Genomic DNA, 15473 nt, shown 5'->3' with positions numbered 1-15473 from the left:
TCAATCCTTCAGGAAGGCTTTGAAGCGGAACAGCTCGGTCAGGCGGTAGCCGCGGTAGCGACCCATCGCCAGCATGAAGCCGACCAGCACCATCAACACGGCCGGGAAGGTGAAGATGAAATACACCAACTGCGGAATGCTCATCACCATGAACGACAGGCTGGCGGCGATCAGGGTGCCGACACCGACCTTGAAGGCATGGCCGCCCCCGCGCTCTTCCCAGGTGATCGACAGGCGTTCGATGGTCATGGTCAGGATCACCATCGGGAACAGGGCCACCGACAGGCCGCGTTCCAGGCCCAGCTTGTGGCTGAACAGACTGATCACGGCGATCAGTACCACCACGAACGTCAGCACCACCGACAGGCGCGGCAGCATCTGCAGCTTGAGGTGCTCAAGATATGAGCGCAGCGACAGGCCCAATGCGGTGATGATGGTGAACAGCACGATGCCGAAGCCGATCTGGGTTTCGCGGAAGGCCAGGGCGATCAGCACCGGGGTGAAGGTGCCCAGGGTCTGCAGGCCGCCGAGATTGCGCAGGATCAGGATCACCAGAACGCCGACCGGGATCACCATCATGATCTGGAAAGTCTGCTGAGTGGACAGCGGCAGGCCGTACATCGAGTAGCCGAGGAAGCCGGCGTCGGTGCTTTCGTCGGACAGCTGGGCCAGTCGAATGGCGTTCATCTCGCTCTTGTTCAGGCTGAAGCTGACCTGGGCCTTCTTGCCCCCTTCGAGCTTGATCAGCTCGGCATCACCGATCCACCAGATCAGGCGATCGGCCGGCAGGCCCTGCTCGCCGGTTTCCGGACTGAAGTAGAGCCACTTCTCGCCGTTGAAGCTGCGCAGCCAGAGTTCCGGGCTCTGTTGCCCTTCGGCATTCAGGCGAATGGTGTGCACGCGCTCCATTGGTACATGGGCGATCGACAGCAGCAGGTCGATGGCATTGGCCTTGTTGACGCTGGAGGCATCGCCGCCAAGCAGCAACTTGACGTTGTCGTCGGTGCTGTCGTTGACCCGCTTGATGGTCTCGCTGATAAAGGTTTCGACGTCTGCCGAATGCTGGCGGATCGGCGCCAGCAGGGCCTCGGCGGCGATCTTCTCGGGGCCTTCGACCGGCAGGCTGTCGCGGAAGATCGGGCCCTTGGCCTTGGCCTGCTCGCCGCTGTAGCGCTTGGTCAGCACCAGGCGGTAGTACAGGGTCTGCTTGCCGCTGGCGCGCCGGGCGGACCAGGTCACCCGGCGATTGCCTTCGGCGCGGCTGATGCTCACCCCGTAATTGTTGGAGATGAAGCTCTCGTTGAGGCTGACGTAGTCCTGGTTGAGCGGCGGCACGAACATCTGCAACTTGACCGGCTCGCGAGGGTTGGCCTGGAACTCGACCTTGGCGTCGATGTTCCACAGATCGTCTGTCTCGTCCTCGGTCACCGGGATGCCGAGAATGAAGATCTGGTAAGCCGTAATCAGAATGCCCAGGCTCACCAGGAGCGTGATCAGGACTTTCAGATGGAGGGTAAGAGAGCGCATGGGAGTTACTCGCCAGGGTTTGCGTCGGTGGTGCAGCCAGGCTTGCCTGCTGCGTATTTAAGGCTTGGGTCGACCAGCGCGCTGAAGCGTTTGAGGGCTTCGGAACCAATCAATAACGGGTATTGGAAGGCGCTGCGGTCGGTCAAGTTCACTTCGATGGTGCGCAGGGCTTGGCCCATGCACAGGGTCATCTCGATTACGGGGCGTGCGGTGTAGGTTTTTTCTTCTTCGGGGTCATAGTCCCCGGCGCGGCGTTTGATTTTGCTGATCCGCGCCAGCGGCCGCTCGATCGGATGCTCGTGGGCCTCGTCGATGGCCAGGTAGAAGCGGACCCAGGTTTCATCGTCGCGTTTGAAGCGCTTGATCTCGCGTGCGCTCAGGGAAGCGGTCTTGGCTCCGGTATCCAGTTTCGCGGCAACCTCCAGATCGAGATCGTAAAGCCTGGCGTACTCATTGAGGCCGTAAACGGTCTTCTCCGCGGCGAGCCCCAGGCCTGGCGAAAGGAACAGGCAGCAAAGCAGGGCAGAGGGCTCGAGTCTCATAAGTCCTATTGAATATGGCACAACAGCTGAGCGGAAAGACCGGCGGGCGTGGGGCTATGGCCCCGTGCGTCTGGCTTGGAGTTTAGCAGGCATGACGTGCCTGTCCGGCCGGGCTAAAAACGGCGGCATTCTATCATGGGAGTTTTCGGCTGTGACAGGCGCGTAATAGGCGCTTTGCAGGGGGCATGCATCAATAGTTGAGCTGAACGCGCAGGACCGCGACGGGCTTGGTCAGGGTTGTTCTGTTTCGCATCTCTTTCTTCACCGATTGCGACGAGCGTCGCCATCGTTATCTGGGCGACCCGAGCAAAGGTGCTGCGCGGCTTCAGCTCCACGCGGCTAGAGCTGGCAGGCCTTTTTGCGCCTGGTTTGGCGGGCAGGGGATGGCGTATGAGGTCGTGCGTACTTTCGTGATTCCGCTACTGTTGCTGGCGTTGGAGATCAACCCGGTATCACGCGGCTACGAGCATTTTCCGATGGCGATGCTCGCATCCGGGCGCGCCGACAGGCAGGATCTGGTGCGGCGCGCTTTCACCGTGACCGGCCTGTTCGGGGCCAACATCGACTACCACGTCGAGCATCAGGTCTATCCGGAGGGGTGCAACTTACCCAAGTTGCACCACGTGCTGGAAAACAAAGTACTACCCCGGGATCGCTGGTGGCTCGCCCGGTTATTTATGCGTACTCATCCCGCGCCTGCAGTCGCCGAGCCGCAGTGCGCGACTTGAGTCCTATCAATGTCCAATCGAGGGATCGGAATGGATTGCATTTTCTGTAGCATCATCGATGGCGCACTGCCTGCGGCCCAGGTCTACCGGGACGAGCAGTGCATTGCCTTTATGGATGTACATCCGCTGGGGCAGGGGCACGTTCTGCTGATTCCTCTTCAGCACGTCGAGAAGCTCGAGCAGTTGCAGGCCGCCACTCGGCAGCACCTCTACCGTGTATTCGACCAGTTGGTCGCCGCGCAACGGCGCGCCGGTTTCGGCGTCGAGGGCACGCACCTGATCGTTAACGACGGTAAAGCCACCAATCAGCATATTCCCCACGCGCACCTGCACCTGGTGCCGCGCAAACGTGGCGATGCGCTGGGATTCGGCTGGCGCATGTTCCTGCATTTCACGGGCCTGTTCGGCATGCGCAGCCGTCTCGACCTGTTGCAGGCGCAGGCGGCCGCGATCGCCGCGCAGCTCGAGCAACCCTCGGCGCAACCTTCTGCCGAGCGGCCTCGGCCATCCCCGCTTGAGTCAATCCATTAGGTAGGTCGCAACCCGACCATCTATATGGTCGGGTCGTAGCCCGCTCATGTCCTCGGCGTCATGCCGCGAACCTGAAAATGCCGCCTCCCGCCCAGGGTGTGCGGCATTTTTTTGCGTTGAAGCATATTCAGGTCGCTGCCTGCGATTGCAAGGATTGTCGACAGTCCATGCTGTGTGTTTGACATTTACGATGTGCGAGCGTAGTTTTTACCCGTCTAATCATATTGGTGTTGACAATATGTCGAGCGATCTCGCCTTGCCCCGAACCATTCAGGACGACTCCGAAACGCTTTCCGAGCATGTCTTTCGGCTGATTCAGTCCGCCATCGTCAAGGGCGAGATCGCCCCGGGCAGCAAGATCTCCGAGCCGGAGCTGGCGCGTACCTATGGCATCAGTCGTGGGCCGCTGCGCGAAGCCATTCACCGCCTGGAAGGGCAGAAGCTGCTGGTGCGTATTCCCCATGTCGGGGCGCGGGTGGTGTCGCTGTCCCATGACGAGCTGATCGAGTTGTACGAGATCCGCGAGTCGCTGGAAGGCATGGCCTGTCGCCTGGCCGCCGAGCGCATGACCCAGGTGGAGATCGACGAGCTGCGCCGAGTGCTCGACCTGCATGAGCAGGACGCCGCCTTCAAGGCCGGCGTCGGCTACTACCAGCAGGAAGGCGACTTCGACTTCCACTACCGGATCATCCAGGGCAGCGGCAACAAGACCCTGAGCCAGATGCTCTGCGGCGAGCTGTATCAGCTGGTGCGCATGTACCGCCTGCAGTTTTCCGCGACGCCCAGTCGACCGCGCCAGGCCTTCGCCGAGCATCACCGAATTCTCGATGCCATCGCCGAGCGTGACGGCGAGTTGGCCGAGCTGCTGATGCGCCGTCATATCGGCGCTTCCAAACGCAATATCGAGCGTCATTACAAAGCCCAGACGGGCCAGGACGCGCAATCCAAGACAGCCAAACCCAGAGGTGAGTCATGAGTCAGCTTTCCCCAGGCCAGCGTTTTCGCCAGGCTCTCGCCATCGAGTCGCCGCTGCAGGTGATCGGCGCCATCAACGCCAACCACGCGCTGCTGGCCAAACGTGCCGGCTTCAAGGCCCTCTACCTGTCCGGCGGCGGTGTCGCGGCCGGTTCGCTGGGGCTGCCGGATCTGGGCATCAACACCCTGGACGACGTGTTGACCGACGTGCGCCGCATCACCGATGTCTGCGACCTGCCGTTGCTGGTGGACATCGACACCGGCTTCGGCCCCAGCGCCTTCAATATCGAGCGCACCATCAAGAACCTGATCAAGGCCGGCGCCGCTGCCGCCCATATCGAGGATCAGGTTGGCGCCAAACGCTGCGGCCACCGCCCGGGCAAGGAAATCGTCTCCTGCGAGGAGATGGTCGACCGTGTGCGCGCCGCCGCCGATGCCAAGAGCGACCCGGACTTCTTCCTGATCGCCCGTACCGATGCCATCCAGGCTGAAGGCGTCGACGCCGCCATCGAGCGCTGCCAACGCTACGTCGAGGCCGGTGCCGACGGCATCTTCGCCGAGGCCGCCTATGACCTGCCGACCTACAAGCGCTTTGTCGATGCGCTGAACGTGCCGGTGCTGGCGAATATCACCGAATTCGGTGCGACCCCGCTGTTTACCCGCGACGAGCTGGCCTCGGTCGGTGTGGCCATCCAGCTCTACCCGCTGTCGGCCTTCCGCGCCGCCAACAAGGCCGCGGAAAGCGTCTATACCGCCATTCGCCAGGAAGGCCACCAGAAGAACGTGATCGAGCTGATGCAGACCCGCGCCGAACTGTACGACCGCATTGGCTACCACGCCTTCGAGCAGAAGCTCGACGCGCTGTTCGCCGCCAAGAAGTGATAGTGCCAGGCAAGAACAACAAGGATTCGAGGAGATAAGCATGAGTGCCACCGAAACCACCCCGGGCTTCAAGCCGAAGAAATCCGTCGCCCTCTCCGGCACTGCCGCCGGCAACACCGCGCTGTGCACCGTCGGGCGCAGCGGCAACGACCTGCACTACCGTGGCTATGACATCCTCGATGTCGCCACCACCTGCGAGTTCGAGGAAATCGCCCACCTGCTGGTGCATGGCAAGCTGCCCAATGTCGCCGAGCTGACCGCCTACAAGGCCAAGCTCAAGGCCCTGCGCGGCCTGCCCGCGGCCCTCAAGACGGCCCTGGAACAGCTGCCGCCGAGCGCCCACCCGATGGACGTGATGCGCACCGGCGTCTCCGTGCTCGGCTGCCTGTCGCCGGAGAAGGACGATCACAACCATCCCGGCGCCCGCGATATCGCCGACAAGCTGATGGCCTCCCTGGGCTCGATGCTGCTGTACTGGTACCACTTCAGCCACAACGGCAAGCGCATCGAGGTGGACACCGACGATGACTCCATCGGCGGCCACTTCCTCCACCTGCTGCATGGCGAGAAGCCCGCGGACAGCTGGGTGCGCGCCATGCACACCAGCCTGATCCTCTACGCCGAGCACGAGTTCAACGCCTCCACCTTCGCCTCGCGGGTGGTGGCCGGCACCGGTTCGGACATGTACTCGGCCATCGCCGCCGGTATCGGCGCGTTGCGCGGCCCCAAGCACGGTGGCGCCAACGAGGTGGCCTTCGAGATCCAGAAGCGCTACGACAACCCGGACGAGGCCGAGGCCGATATCCGTGCCCGGGTCGAGAAGAAGGAAGTGGTGATCGGCTTCGGTCATCCGGTCTACACGGTCGCCGATCCGCGCAACAAGGTGATCAAGGAAGTGGCTCGCGAGCTTTCCGCCGAGCAGGGCAGCAGCAAGATGTTCGACATCGCCGAGCGCCTGGAAAGCGTGATGTGGGAGATCAAGAAGATGTTCCCCAACCTCGACTGGTTCAGCGCGGTCAGCTACCACATGATGGGCGTGCCCACCGCCATGTTCACCCCGCTGTTCGTCATCGCCCGCACCGCCGGCTGGTCCAGCCATGTGATCGAGCAGCGCATCGACGGCAAGATCATCCGCCCGAGCGCCAACTACGTCGGCCCCGAAGACCTCAAGTTCGTGCCGCTCAAGGATCGCCAGTGATGAACACTCAATACCGCAAACACCTGGCCGGTACTGCGCTGGACTATTTCGATACCCGCGAGGCGATCGACGCCATCGCGCCTGGCGCTTACGCCAAGCTGCCGTATACCTCCCGCGTGCTGGCCGAGCAGTTGGTGCGGCGTTGCGATCCGGCCACGCTGACCGATTCGCTCAAGCAGCTGATCGAGCGCAAGCGCGACCTGGACTTTCCCTGGTACCCGGCGCGGGTGGTCTGCCACGACATCCTCGGCCAGACCGCGCTGGTCGACCTGGCCGGTTTGCGTGACGCCATTGCCGAGCAGGGCGGGGACCCGGCCAAGGTCAACCCGGTGGTGCCGACCCAGCTGATCGTCGACCACTCCCTGGCCGTCGAGCATGCCGGCTTCGATCCGGAGGCCTTCGAGAAGAACCGGGCAATCGAAGACCGGCGCAACGAGGACCGCTTCCACTTCATCGAGTGGACCAAGACCGCGTTCAAGAACGTCGATGTGATTCCGGCCGGCAACGGCATCATGCACCAGATCAACCTGGAGAAGATGAGCCCGGTGATCCAGGCGCGCGGCGGCGTGGCCTTCCCGGACACCTGCGTCGGCACCGACAGCCACACCCCCCACGTCGATGCCTTGGGCGTGATCGCCGTCGGCGTTGGCGGCCTGGAAGCGGAAACCGTGATGCTTGGCCGCGCCTCGATGATGCGCCTGCCCGACATCGTTGGTGTCCAGCTGACCGGCAAGCGCCAGCCGGGCATCACCGCCACCGACATCGTCCTGGCCTTGACCGAGTTCCTGCGCAAGGAACGCGTGGTGGGCGCCTGGGTCGAGTTCTTCGGCGAGGGGGCGGACAGCCTGTCCATCGGCGACCGCGCGACCATTTCCAACATGTGCCCGGAGTACGGCGCTACTGCGGCGATGTTCTACATCGACCAGCAAACCATCGACTACCTCAAGCTCACCGGGCGCGAGCCGGAGCAGGTGGCGCTGGTGGAGAACTACGCCAGGACCACCGGCCTGTGGGCCGATGCGCTGGTCACTGCCGAATACGAACGGGTGCTGAGCTTCGACCTGTCGACCGTGGTGCGCAACATGGCCGGCCCGTCCAACCCGCACAAGCGTCTGCCGACCTCGGCGCTGCACGAGCGCGGCATTGCCGATGAAGCCAAGCTGGCGGCCGCCAAGGCCGAGGAGGCCGAAGGCCTGCTGCCGGATGGCGCGGTGATCATCGCCGCCATCACCAGCTGCACCAACACCTCCAACCCGCGCAACGTGGTGGCGGCCGGCTTGCTGGCGAAGAAGGCCAACGCCCTGGGCCTGCTGCGCAAGCCCTGGGTAAAAACCTCCTTCGCGCCTGGCTCCAAGGTCGCCAAGTTGTATCTGGAGGAGGCGGGCCTGCTGTCAGAGCTGGAACAGCTCGGCTTCGGCATCGTCGCCTACGCCTGCACCACCTGTAACGGCATGTCCGGCGCGCTGGATCCGGCGATCCAGCAGGAAATCATCGACCGCGACCTGTATGCCACCGCCGTATTGAGCGGTAACCGTAACTTCGACGGGCGTATCCATCCCTACGCCAAGCAGGCGTTCCTGGCCTCGCCGCCGCTGGTGGTGGCCTACGCCATCGCTGGAACCGTGCGTTTCGATATCGAGCAGGACGTGCTGGGGCATGACCAGGGCGGCAACCCGGTGACCCTGAAGGACCTGTGGCCGAGCGACGAGGAAATCGACGCCATAGTCGCCGCCTCGGTCAAGCCGGAGCAGTTCCGCCAGGTCTACATCCCGATGTTCGACCTGGGCGCGGTGCAGGAAGCCGAGAGCCCGCTGTATGACTGGCGTCCGATGTCCACCTACATCCGTCGCCCGCCGTACTGGGAAGGCGCGCTGGCCGGCGAACGCACGCTCAAGGGCATGCGCCCGCTGGCGGTGCTGCCGGACAACATCACCACCGACCACCTGTCGCCGTCCAACGCCATCCTGCGGGACAGCGCCGCCGGCGAGTACCTAGCCAAGATGGGCCTGCCGGAAGAGGACTTCAACTCCTACGCCACCCACCGCGGCGACCACCTGACCGCGCAGCGCGCCACCTTCGCCAACCCGCAACTGGTCAACGAGATGGCCGTGGTCGACGGTCAGGTGAAGAAAGGTTCGCTGGCCCGGGTGGAGCCGGAAGGCAAGGTCATGCGCATGTGGGAAGCCATCGAGACCTACATGCAGCGCAAGCAGAACCTGATCATCATCGCCGGTGCCGACTACGGCCAGGGTTCGTCCCGCGACTGGGCGGCCAAGGGCGTGCGTCTGGCCGGTGTCGAGGTGATCGCGGCCGAAGGCTTCGAGCGCATCCATCGCACCAACCTGATCGGCATGGGCGTGCTGCCGTTGGAGTTCAAGCCGGGCACCACCCGCCTGACCCTCGGCATCAATGGCAGCGAGACCTATGACGTGGTCGGTGAGCGCAAGCCGCGGGCGGACCTGACCCTGGTCATCACTCGCCGTAACGGCGAACGCGTCGAAGTGCCGATGACCTGCCGTCTGGACAGCAACGAGGAGGTGCTGATCTACGAGGCCGGCGGTGTGCTGCAGCGCTTCGCTCAGGACTTCCTCGAGTCGAACAAGGGCTGATCGAGCATCCGGGGCGGCAACGCCCCGGTCTTCGTAGGGTGGATCACGCCTTACCGATCCACCATGGCGAGGCTTGCGTGGTGGATGAAAAAGCGCCATCCGCCTTGCGACTTCTTATTACTCGGCCAGGACGAAACCATGGCTTACCAACCGCAGATCAAGATTCCCGCCACCTATATGCGTGGCGGCACCAGCAAGGGCGTGTTCTTCCGCCTGCAGGACCTGCCCGAGCGCTGCCAGGTGCCGGGCGCGGCCCGTGACAAGCTGTTCATGCGCGTGATCGGCAGCCCCGATCCCTATTCCGCGCATATCGACGGCATGGGCGGCGCCACGTCCAGCACCAGCAAATGCGTGATCCTGTCGAAAAGCAGTCAGCCCGACCACGACGTCGACTACCTCTACGGCCAGGTTTCCATCGACAAGGCGTTCGTCGACTGGAGCGGCAACTGCGGCAACCTGTCGACCGCCGCCGGCGCTTTCGCCCTGCATGCCGGCCTGGTCGACCCGGCCCGCATCCCCGATAACGGCACCTGCGTGGTGCGTATCTGGCAGGCCAATATCCAGAAAACCATCATCGCCCATGTGCCGGTGAGCAATGGCCAGGTGCAGGAGACCGGCGGTTTCGAGCTCGACGGGGTGACCTTCCCGGCGGCCGAGATCGTGCTGGAGTTTCTCGATCCGTCCGACGACGGCGAGGAGGGCGGCTCGATGTTCCCGACCGGCAATCTGGTCGACGATCTCGAGGTTCCCGCTGATGTTGTAGAGGGCGGCACGCTCAAGGCCACCATGATCACTGCCGGCATTCCGACCGTGTTCGTCAACGCCGAGGATATCGGTTACCAGGGCACCGAATTGCGCGAGGACATCAATGGCAATCCCGAGGCGCTGGCGCGCTTCGAGGCCATCCGCATCGCTGGCGCGTTGCGCATGGGCCTGATCAAGACGCCGGAAGAGGCTGCCACTCGCCAGCACACGCCGAAAATCGCCTTCGTGACGACGCCCAAGGACTATCGGGCGTCCAGCGGCAAGACAGTGCCGGCGAGCGAGGTCGACCTGCTGGTGCGCGCGCTGTCCATGGGCAAGCTGCACCACGCCATGATGGGTACCTGCGCGGTGGCCATCGGCACCGCCGCGGCGATTCCGGGCACCCTGGTGAACCTCGCGGCGGGCGGCGGTGCGCGCAGCGCGGTGCGTTTCGGCCACCCCTCGGGCACCCTGCGGGTCGGCGCCGAGGCCGCCCAGGTCGCGGGCGAATGGTCGGTGACCAAGGCGATCATGAGTCGCAGCGCCCGGGTGCTGATGGAGGGCTGGGTGCGTGTGCCTGGGGATGCCTTCTAGTCTGGTCTAGACTCAGGCAAAGCCCGCGCAAGCGGGCTTTGTCGTTTCTGCGGGCTGGCTGGCCCGCACCAGGCAGCCACAGCGCCGGGTATCCGGCGAACGGAGCGGGCAATGAGCGGCAACGTCGAGCAGAACAAGCGTCCCGAGTATGACCAGGTGATTCAGGATATCGCCGACTACGTGCTCACCTACCGGGTCGACTCGGTGCTGGCCCTGAGCACCGCCCGCCATTGCCTGATGGACAGCCTCGGCTGCGCGCTGCTGGCCCTGCGCTTTCCCGAGTGCTGCAAGCTGCTCGGGCCGCTCGTCGAGGGTACAGTGGTGCCGCAGGGGGCGCGGGTGCCGGGCACCCGCTTGGTCCTCGACCCGGTCAAGGCGGCCTGGGACATCGGCTGCCTGGTGCGCTGGCTGGACTACAACGACACCTGGCTGGCGGCCGAATGGGGCCACCCCTCCGACAACCTCGGTGCCATCCTGGCGCTGGCCGATCACCTGTCGCAACGGCGCGTGGCCGGTGGCGAGGCGCCGCTGAGCATGCGCGCGGTGCTCGAGGCCATGGTCATGGCCCACGAGATTCAGGGGGTAGTCGCCCTGGAGAACGCCTTCAATCGCGTCGGCCTGGACCATGTGGTCCTGGTCAAGCTGGCCTCCACCGCAGTCAGCGCCAAGCTGCTGGGCGCCAGCCGCGAACAGCTGCTCTCGGCCATATCCCATGCCCTGGTCGACGGCCAGGCGCTGCGCACCTACCGCCACGCGCCGAATGCCGGTTCGCGCAAGTCCTGGGCGGCCGGCGACGCCAGCAGTCGCGGGGTGCGCCTGGCCGACATCGCCCTGCGCGGCGAGATGGGCATTCCGGGCGTGCTCAGCGCGCCGCAGTGGGGCTTCTACGACGTGTCGTTCAGCCACAGCAACCGCGACCTGGCGAGCAAGCCGGCGGACCAGCGTCGCTTTCGCTTCTCCCAGGGCTTCGCCAGCTATGTGATGGAGAACGTGCTGTTCAAGATCAGCTTCCCCGCCGAGTTCCACGCGCAGACCGCCTGCGAGGCGGCGGTGATACTGCATCCACAGGTCAGGGATCGCCTGGGCGACATCGCCAGGATCGTCATCAGCACCCAGGAATCGGCGATCCGCATCATCTCCAAGGCCGGGCCGCTGGCCAATCCGGCCGATCGCGATCACTGCCTGCAGTACATGACCGCCGTGCCGCTGCTGTTCGGCAGCCTGTCGGCCGAGCACTACGAGGACGGCTTCCACGCGGCCAATCCGCTGATCGACGAGCTGCGCGACAAGATGGAGGTGGTCGAAGAGCCGCGTTACAGCCGCGAATACCTGGAGGCCGACAAGCGTTCGATCGCCAATGCCGTGCAGGTGTTCTTCGCCGATGGCAGCTGCACCGAGAAGGTCGAGGTGGAGTACCCGGTCGGCCACCGCCGCCGTCGGGCCGAGGGTATTCCGCTGCTGGAGGCCAAGTTCCAGGCCAGCCTGGCAACCCGCTTTCCCGCCCAGCGCTGCGCCGAGATCGTCGCCCTGTGCCGGGACCAGGCGCGGCTCGAGTCCACGCCGGTGCAGCAATTCATGGACTTGTGGGTGATCTAGACCAAGCGTCCACAAAAAAGCCGGAGCGTGGGCTCCGGTTTTTTGCGATATCGGCGAGGCTTACTTGAGGCGGCGTTCGACGCCTTTTTCCACGAGGATCTTCGCCGAGATCTCCTCCACCGAGAAATGCGTGGAGTTGATGAAGGGAATGTTCTCGCGGCGGAACAGGTTCTCCACCTCGCGCACCTCGAACTCGCACTGGGCGAAGCTGGCGTAGCGGCTGTTGGGCTTGCGCTCGTTGCGGATGGCGGTGAGGCGATCGGGGTCGATGGTCAGGCCGAACAGCTTGTCCTTGTATTTCTTCAGCGCCGCCGGCAGCTGCAGGCGCTCCATGTCTTCCTCGGTCAGCGGGTAGTTGGCGGCGCGGATGCCATATTGCATGGCCATATACAGGCAGGTCGGGGTCTTGCCGCAGCGCGACACGCCGACCAGGATCAGGTCGGCCTTGTCGTAGTAGTGGGTGCGGGCGCCGTCGTCGTTGTCCAGGGCGAAGTTGACCGCTTCGATGCGCTCCATGTAGTTGGAGTTGTGGCCGATCGAGTGGGATTTGCCCACCGAATAGGAGGAGTGCGAGCTCAGTTCCTGCTCCAGCGGGGCGAGGAAGGTCGAGAAGATGTCGATCATGAAGCCCTCGGACTGGGCCAGCACGTCGCGAATCTCCTGGTTGACGATGGTGTCGAAGATGATCGGCCGCACCCCGTCTTTCTCGGCAGCACTATTGATTTGTTGTACCATGGCGCGCGCTTTTTCCACGCTGTCGATGTACGGTCGCGTGAGTTTGGTGAAGCTGGTGGTGTCGAACTGCGCCAACAGACTCTGACCCAGGGTTTCGGCGGTGATGCCGGTACCATCGGAGATGAAAAAAGCGGTTCGTTTCATTTGCGCCATGGGCCTTAAGCTGAGGACGAATCTTGGCTATGATAGGCCCGCTTTTGCAGGCCCGAAGTGGTCGGCATTGTTACTTATTTTCCAGGGCCAGGCCACAATCGCGCGGATTCGCTCCGCCGAACTTTCCCAGCCCCTTGAGCTTTTCCAACACCTAAGTGGAGAGATCACCTTGGTAGAGTACGTAGTTTCCCTCGATAAGCTCGGCGTCCACGATGTTGAGCATGTAGGGGGCAAGAACGCCTCCCTGGGCGAGATGATCAGCAACCTTGCCGGTGCTGGTGTGTCGGTTCCCGGTGGTTTCGCCACTACGGCCCAGGCCTACCGTGACTTCCTCGAAGAAAGCGGGCTGAATGCGCAGATCCATGCCGCACTCGATGCGCTGGATGTCGACGATGTCAACGCCTTGGCCAAGACCGGCGCGCAGATTCGCCAGTGGGTGATGGACGCGCCGTTCCCCGCAGAGCTGGACAAGCAGATCCGCCAGGCGTTCGCCGCCATGGCCGGCGACAACGACAACATGGCCGTCGCCGTGCGCTCCTCGGCCACCGCCGAAGACCTGCCGGACGCCTCCTTCGCCGGCCAGCAGGAAACCTTCCTGAACATCCGCGGCGTGGACAACGTGATCCGCGCCGCCAAAGAGGTGTTCGCCTCGCTGTTCAACGACCGCGCCATCGCCTACCGCGTGCACCAGGGCTTCGACCACAAGCTGGTCGCCCTGTCCGCCGGGGTGCAGCGCATGGTCCGTTCGGAAACCGGTACCGCCGGGGTGATGTTCACCCTGGATACCGAGTCGGGCTTCCGTGACGTGGTGTTCATCACCGGCGCCTACGGCCTGGGCGAGACCGTGGTGCAGGGTGCGGTCAACCCGGACGAGTTCTACGTGCACAAGCAGACCCTGGAAGCGGGCCGCCCGGCCATCCTGCGCCGCAACCTGGGCAGCAAGGCGATCAAGATGATCTACGGCGACGAAGCCAAGGCCGGCAAGTCGGTCAAGGTGGTCGACGTCGAGCGCGCCGATCGCGCGCGCTTCTGCCTGTCCGACGCCGAGGTCAGCGAACTGGCCAAGCAGGCGCTGATCATCGAGAAGCACTACGGCCGACCAATGGACATCGAGTGGGCCAAAGACGGCGACGACGGCAAGCTGTACATCGTCCAGGCCCGTCCCGAGACCGTGAAGAGCCGCACCAGCGCCAACGTGATGGAGCGCTACCTGCTCAAGGAAACCGGCACCGTGCTGGTTGAGGGCCGCGCCATCGGCCAGAAGATCGGTGCAGGCCGCGTGCGCGTCATCCAGGACGTTTCCGAGATGGACAAGGTGCAGCCCGGTGACGTGCTGGTCTCCGACATGACCGACCCAGACTGGGAGCCGGTGATGAAGCGCGCCAGCGCCATCGTCACCAACCGCGGCGGGCGTACCTGCCACGCGGCGATCATCGCCCGCGAGCTGGGTATTCCGGCGGTAGTCGGCTGTGGCAACGCCACCCAGGTGCTGAAAGACGGCATGGGGGTGACGGTTTCCTGCGCCGAGGGCGACACCGGCTTCATCTTCGAGGGCGAACTGGGCTTCGATATTCGCAAGAACTCGGTCGACGCCATGCCCGAGCTGCCGTTCAAGATCATGATGAACGTCGGCAACCCGGACCGCGCCTTCGACTTCGCCCAACTGCCCAACGAGGGCGTTGGCCTGGCGCGCCTGGAGTTCATCATCAACCGCATGATCGGCGTGCACCCCAAGGCGCTGCTGAACTTCGCCGGCCTGCCGCCGGAGATCAAGGACAGCGTGGAGAAGCGCATCGCCGGTTACGACGACCCGGTGGGCTTCTACGTCGAGAAGCTGGTGGAAGGCATCAGCACCCTGGCCGCGGCCTTCTGGCCGAAGAAGGTCATCGTGCGCCTGTCGGACTTCAAGTCCAACGAATACGCCAACCTGATCGGCGGCAAGCTCTACGAGCCGGAAGAAGAGAACCCGATGCTCGGCTTCCGCGGCGCCTCGCGCTACATCAGCGAGTCGTTCCGCGACTGCTTCGAGCTGGAATGCCGCGCGCTGAAGAAGGTGCGCAACGAGATGGGCCTGACCAACGTCGAGATCATGGTGCCGTTCGTGCGCACCCTCGGCGAAGCCAGCCAGGTGGTCGAGCTGCTGGCCAGCAACGGTCTGGCGCGCGGTCAGGATGGCCTGAAGGTCATCATGATGTGCGAGCTGCCGTCCAACGCCATCCTCGCCGAGGAGTTCCTCGAGTACTTCGACGGCTTCTCCATCGGCTCCAACGACCTGACCCAGCTGACCCTGGGCCTGGACCGCGACTCGGGCATCGTCGCCCACCTGTTCGATGAGCGTAATCCGGCGGTGAAGAAGCTGCTGGGCAACGCCATTGCCGCCTGCAACAAGGCCGGCAAGTACATCGGCATCTGCGGTCAGGGGCCTTCGGATCATCCGGATCTGGCGCGCTGGCTGATGGAGCAGGGCATCGAGAGCGTGTCGCTGAACCCAGACTCGGTACTGGATACCTGGTTCTTCCTCGCCGAAGGCCAGCCAGCCTGATCTGCCGGTAACCACGTTAACGAGGGCGGGTTATCCCGCCCTTTTTTGTGGCTTGCCATCCCTGGCGGCCACCCTTCGGGCCGTCGCCAGTCGACGTGAAGAATTGCCCCGGCAATT

General features: G+C 64.0%; 12 protein-coding genes. 9 read left to right on the top strand and 3 right to left on the bottom strand.

All coding sequences use genetic code 11. The features are described 5' to 3' along the window. Together LPB260_RS02555 and LPB260_RS02550 are read right to left on the bottom strand one after the other, a co-directional pair. Nucleotides 1-1527: an inactive transglutaminase family protein gene (locus LPB260_RS02555; RefSeq protein ID WP_208707081.1), complete on the bottom strand. Its 1527-nt coding sequence runs from the start codon at nt 1525-1527 to the stop codon at nt 1-3. Between the two features lie 5 nt (nt 1528-1532). Further along, the gene (locus LPB260_RS02550) at nt 1533-2069 is read right to left on the bottom strand and encodes an ATP-dependent zinc protease (protein WP_208707080.1); all 537 of its coding nucleotides are present in this window, start codon (nt 2067-2069) and stop codon (nt 1533-1535) included. A 227-nt stretch (nt 2070-2296) separates the two neighbouring features. On the opposite strand from LPB260_RS02550, the gene LPB260_RS02545 reads away from it, so the two are divergent. From LPB260_RS02545 to prpD, 8 genes are all read left to right on the top strand, one after another. Beyond that, nucleotides 2297-2797 (top strand): hypothetical protein, encoded by a 501-nt coding sequence (locus tag LPB260_RS02545; RefSeq protein WP_208707079.1) that lies wholly within the window; start codon nt 2297-2299, stop codon nt 2795-2797. A 30-nt stretch (nt 2798-2827) separates the two neighbouring features. Next, the gene (locus LPB260_RS02540; RefSeq protein ID WP_208707078.1) at nt 2828-3328 is read left to right on the top strand and encodes an HIT family protein; all 501 of its coding nucleotides are present in this window, start codon (nt 2828-2830) and stop codon (nt 3326-3328) included. 238 nt (nt 3329-3566) lie between these two features. Next, nucleotides 3567-4304 carry a GntR family transcriptional regulator gene (locus LPB260_RS02535; RefSeq protein WP_208707077.1) on the top strand — a complete coding sequence of 246 codons (738 nt, stop codon included), beginning with the start codon at nt 3567-3569 and terminating at the stop codon, nt 4302-4304. After that, the gene (prpB, locus tag LPB260_RS02530; protein WP_208707076.1) at nt 4301-5185 is read left to right on the top strand and encodes a methylisocitrate lyase; all 885 of its coding nucleotides are present in this window, start codon (nt 4301-4303) and stop codon (nt 5183-5185) included. The genes LPB260_RS02535 and prpB overlap by 4 nt, the downstream gene beginning before the upstream one ends. A gap of 40 nt (nt 5186-5225) precedes the next feature. Beyond that, nucleotides 5226-6383, top strand: coding sequence for a 2-methylcitrate synthase (gene prpC / locus LPB260_RS02525; protein WP_208707075.1), 1158 nt, complete (start codon nt 5226-5228; stop codon nt 6381-6383). Beyond that, a complete protein-coding gene (gene acnD, locus LPB260_RS02520) occupies nt 6383-8992 on the top strand; it encodes a Fe/S-dependent 2-methylisocitrate dehydratase AcnD (protein WP_208707074.1) in 2610 nt (869 codons plus the stop codon). Before prpC ends, acnD begins: the two co-directional genes overlap by 1 nt. A gap of 138 nt (nt 8993-9130) precedes the next feature. Further along, complete coding sequence (prpF, locus tag LPB260_RS02515; protein WP_208707073.1) at nt 9131-10330, top strand: 2-methylaconitate cis-trans isomerase PrpF; 1200 nt, start codon at nt 9131-9133, stop codon at nt 10328-10330. A gap of 111 nt (nt 10331-10441) precedes the next feature. Continuing rightward, a complete protein-coding gene (prpD, locus tag LPB260_RS02510) occupies nt 10442-11926 on the top strand; it encodes a 2-methylcitrate dehydratase (protein ID WP_208707072.1) in 1485 nt (494 codons plus the stop codon). Between the two features lie 60 nt (nt 11927-11986). Here the strand turns inward: prpD and LPB260_RS02505 are convergent, their stop codons facing one another. Next, a complete protein-coding gene (locus tag LPB260_RS02505; protein WP_208707071.1) occupies nt 11987-12805 on the bottom strand; it encodes a pyruvate, water dikinase regulatory protein in 819 nt (272 codons plus the stop codon). Between the two features lie 178 nt (nt 12806-12983). On the opposite strand from LPB260_RS02505, the gene ppsA reads away from it, so the two are divergent. Continuing rightward, nucleotides 12984-15356 carry a phosphoenolpyruvate synthase gene (gene ppsA / locus LPB260_RS02500; RefSeq protein ID WP_208707070.1) on the top strand — a complete coding sequence of 791 codons (2373 nt, stop codon included), beginning with the start codon at nt 12984-12986 and terminating at the stop codon, nt 15354-15356. The last annotated feature ends 117 nt before the right edge of the window (nt 15357-15473 follow it).

This window comes from Pseudomonas sp. LPB0260 (assembly GCF_013388395.1).
This window is presented reverse-complemented; position numbering and strand designations above follow the sequence as displayed.

What these genes read in the sequence shown, in the direction of transcription:
- LPB260_RS02555 (WP_208707081.1), bottom strand. Translation starts at nt 1,527, where the DNA reads ATGCGCTCTCTTACCCTCCATCTGAAAGTCCTGATCACGCTCCTGGTG.
- LPB260_RS02550 (WP_208707080.1), bottom strand. Translation starts at nt 2,069, where the DNA reads ATGAGACTCGAGCCCTCTGCCCTGCTTTGCTGCCTGTTCCTTTCGCCA.
- LPB260_RS02540 (WP_208707078.1), top strand. Translation starts at nt 2,828, where the DNA reads ATGGATTGCATTTTCTGTAGCATCATCGATGGCGCACTGCCTGCGGCC.
- LPB260_RS02535 (WP_208707077.1), top strand. Translation starts at nt 3,567, where the DNA reads ATGTCGAGCGATCTCGCCTTGCCCCGAACCATTCAGGACGACTCCGAA.
- prpB (WP_208707076.1), top strand. Translation starts at nt 4,301, where the DNA reads ATGAGTCAGCTTTCCCCAGGCCAGCGTTTTCGCCAGGCTCTCGCCATC.
- prpC (WP_208707075.1), top strand. Translation starts at nt 5,226, where the DNA reads ATGAGTGCCACCGAAACCACCCCGGGCTTCAAGCCGAAGAAATCCGTC.
- acnD (WP_208707074.1), top strand. Translation starts at nt 6,383, where the DNA reads ATGAACACTCAATACCGCAAACACCTGGCCGGTACTGCGCTGGACTAT.
- prpF (WP_208707073.1), top strand. Translation starts at nt 9,131, where the DNA reads ATGGCTTACCAACCGCAGATCAAGATTCCCGCCACCTATATGCGTGGC.
- prpD (WP_208707072.1), top strand. Translation starts at nt 10,442, where the DNA reads ATGAGCGGCAACGTCGAGCAGAACAAGCGTCCCGAGTATGACCAGGTG.
- LPB260_RS02505 (WP_208707071.1), bottom strand. Translation starts at nt 12,805, where the DNA reads ATGAAACGAACCGCTTTTTTCATCTCCGATGGTACCGGCATCACCGCC.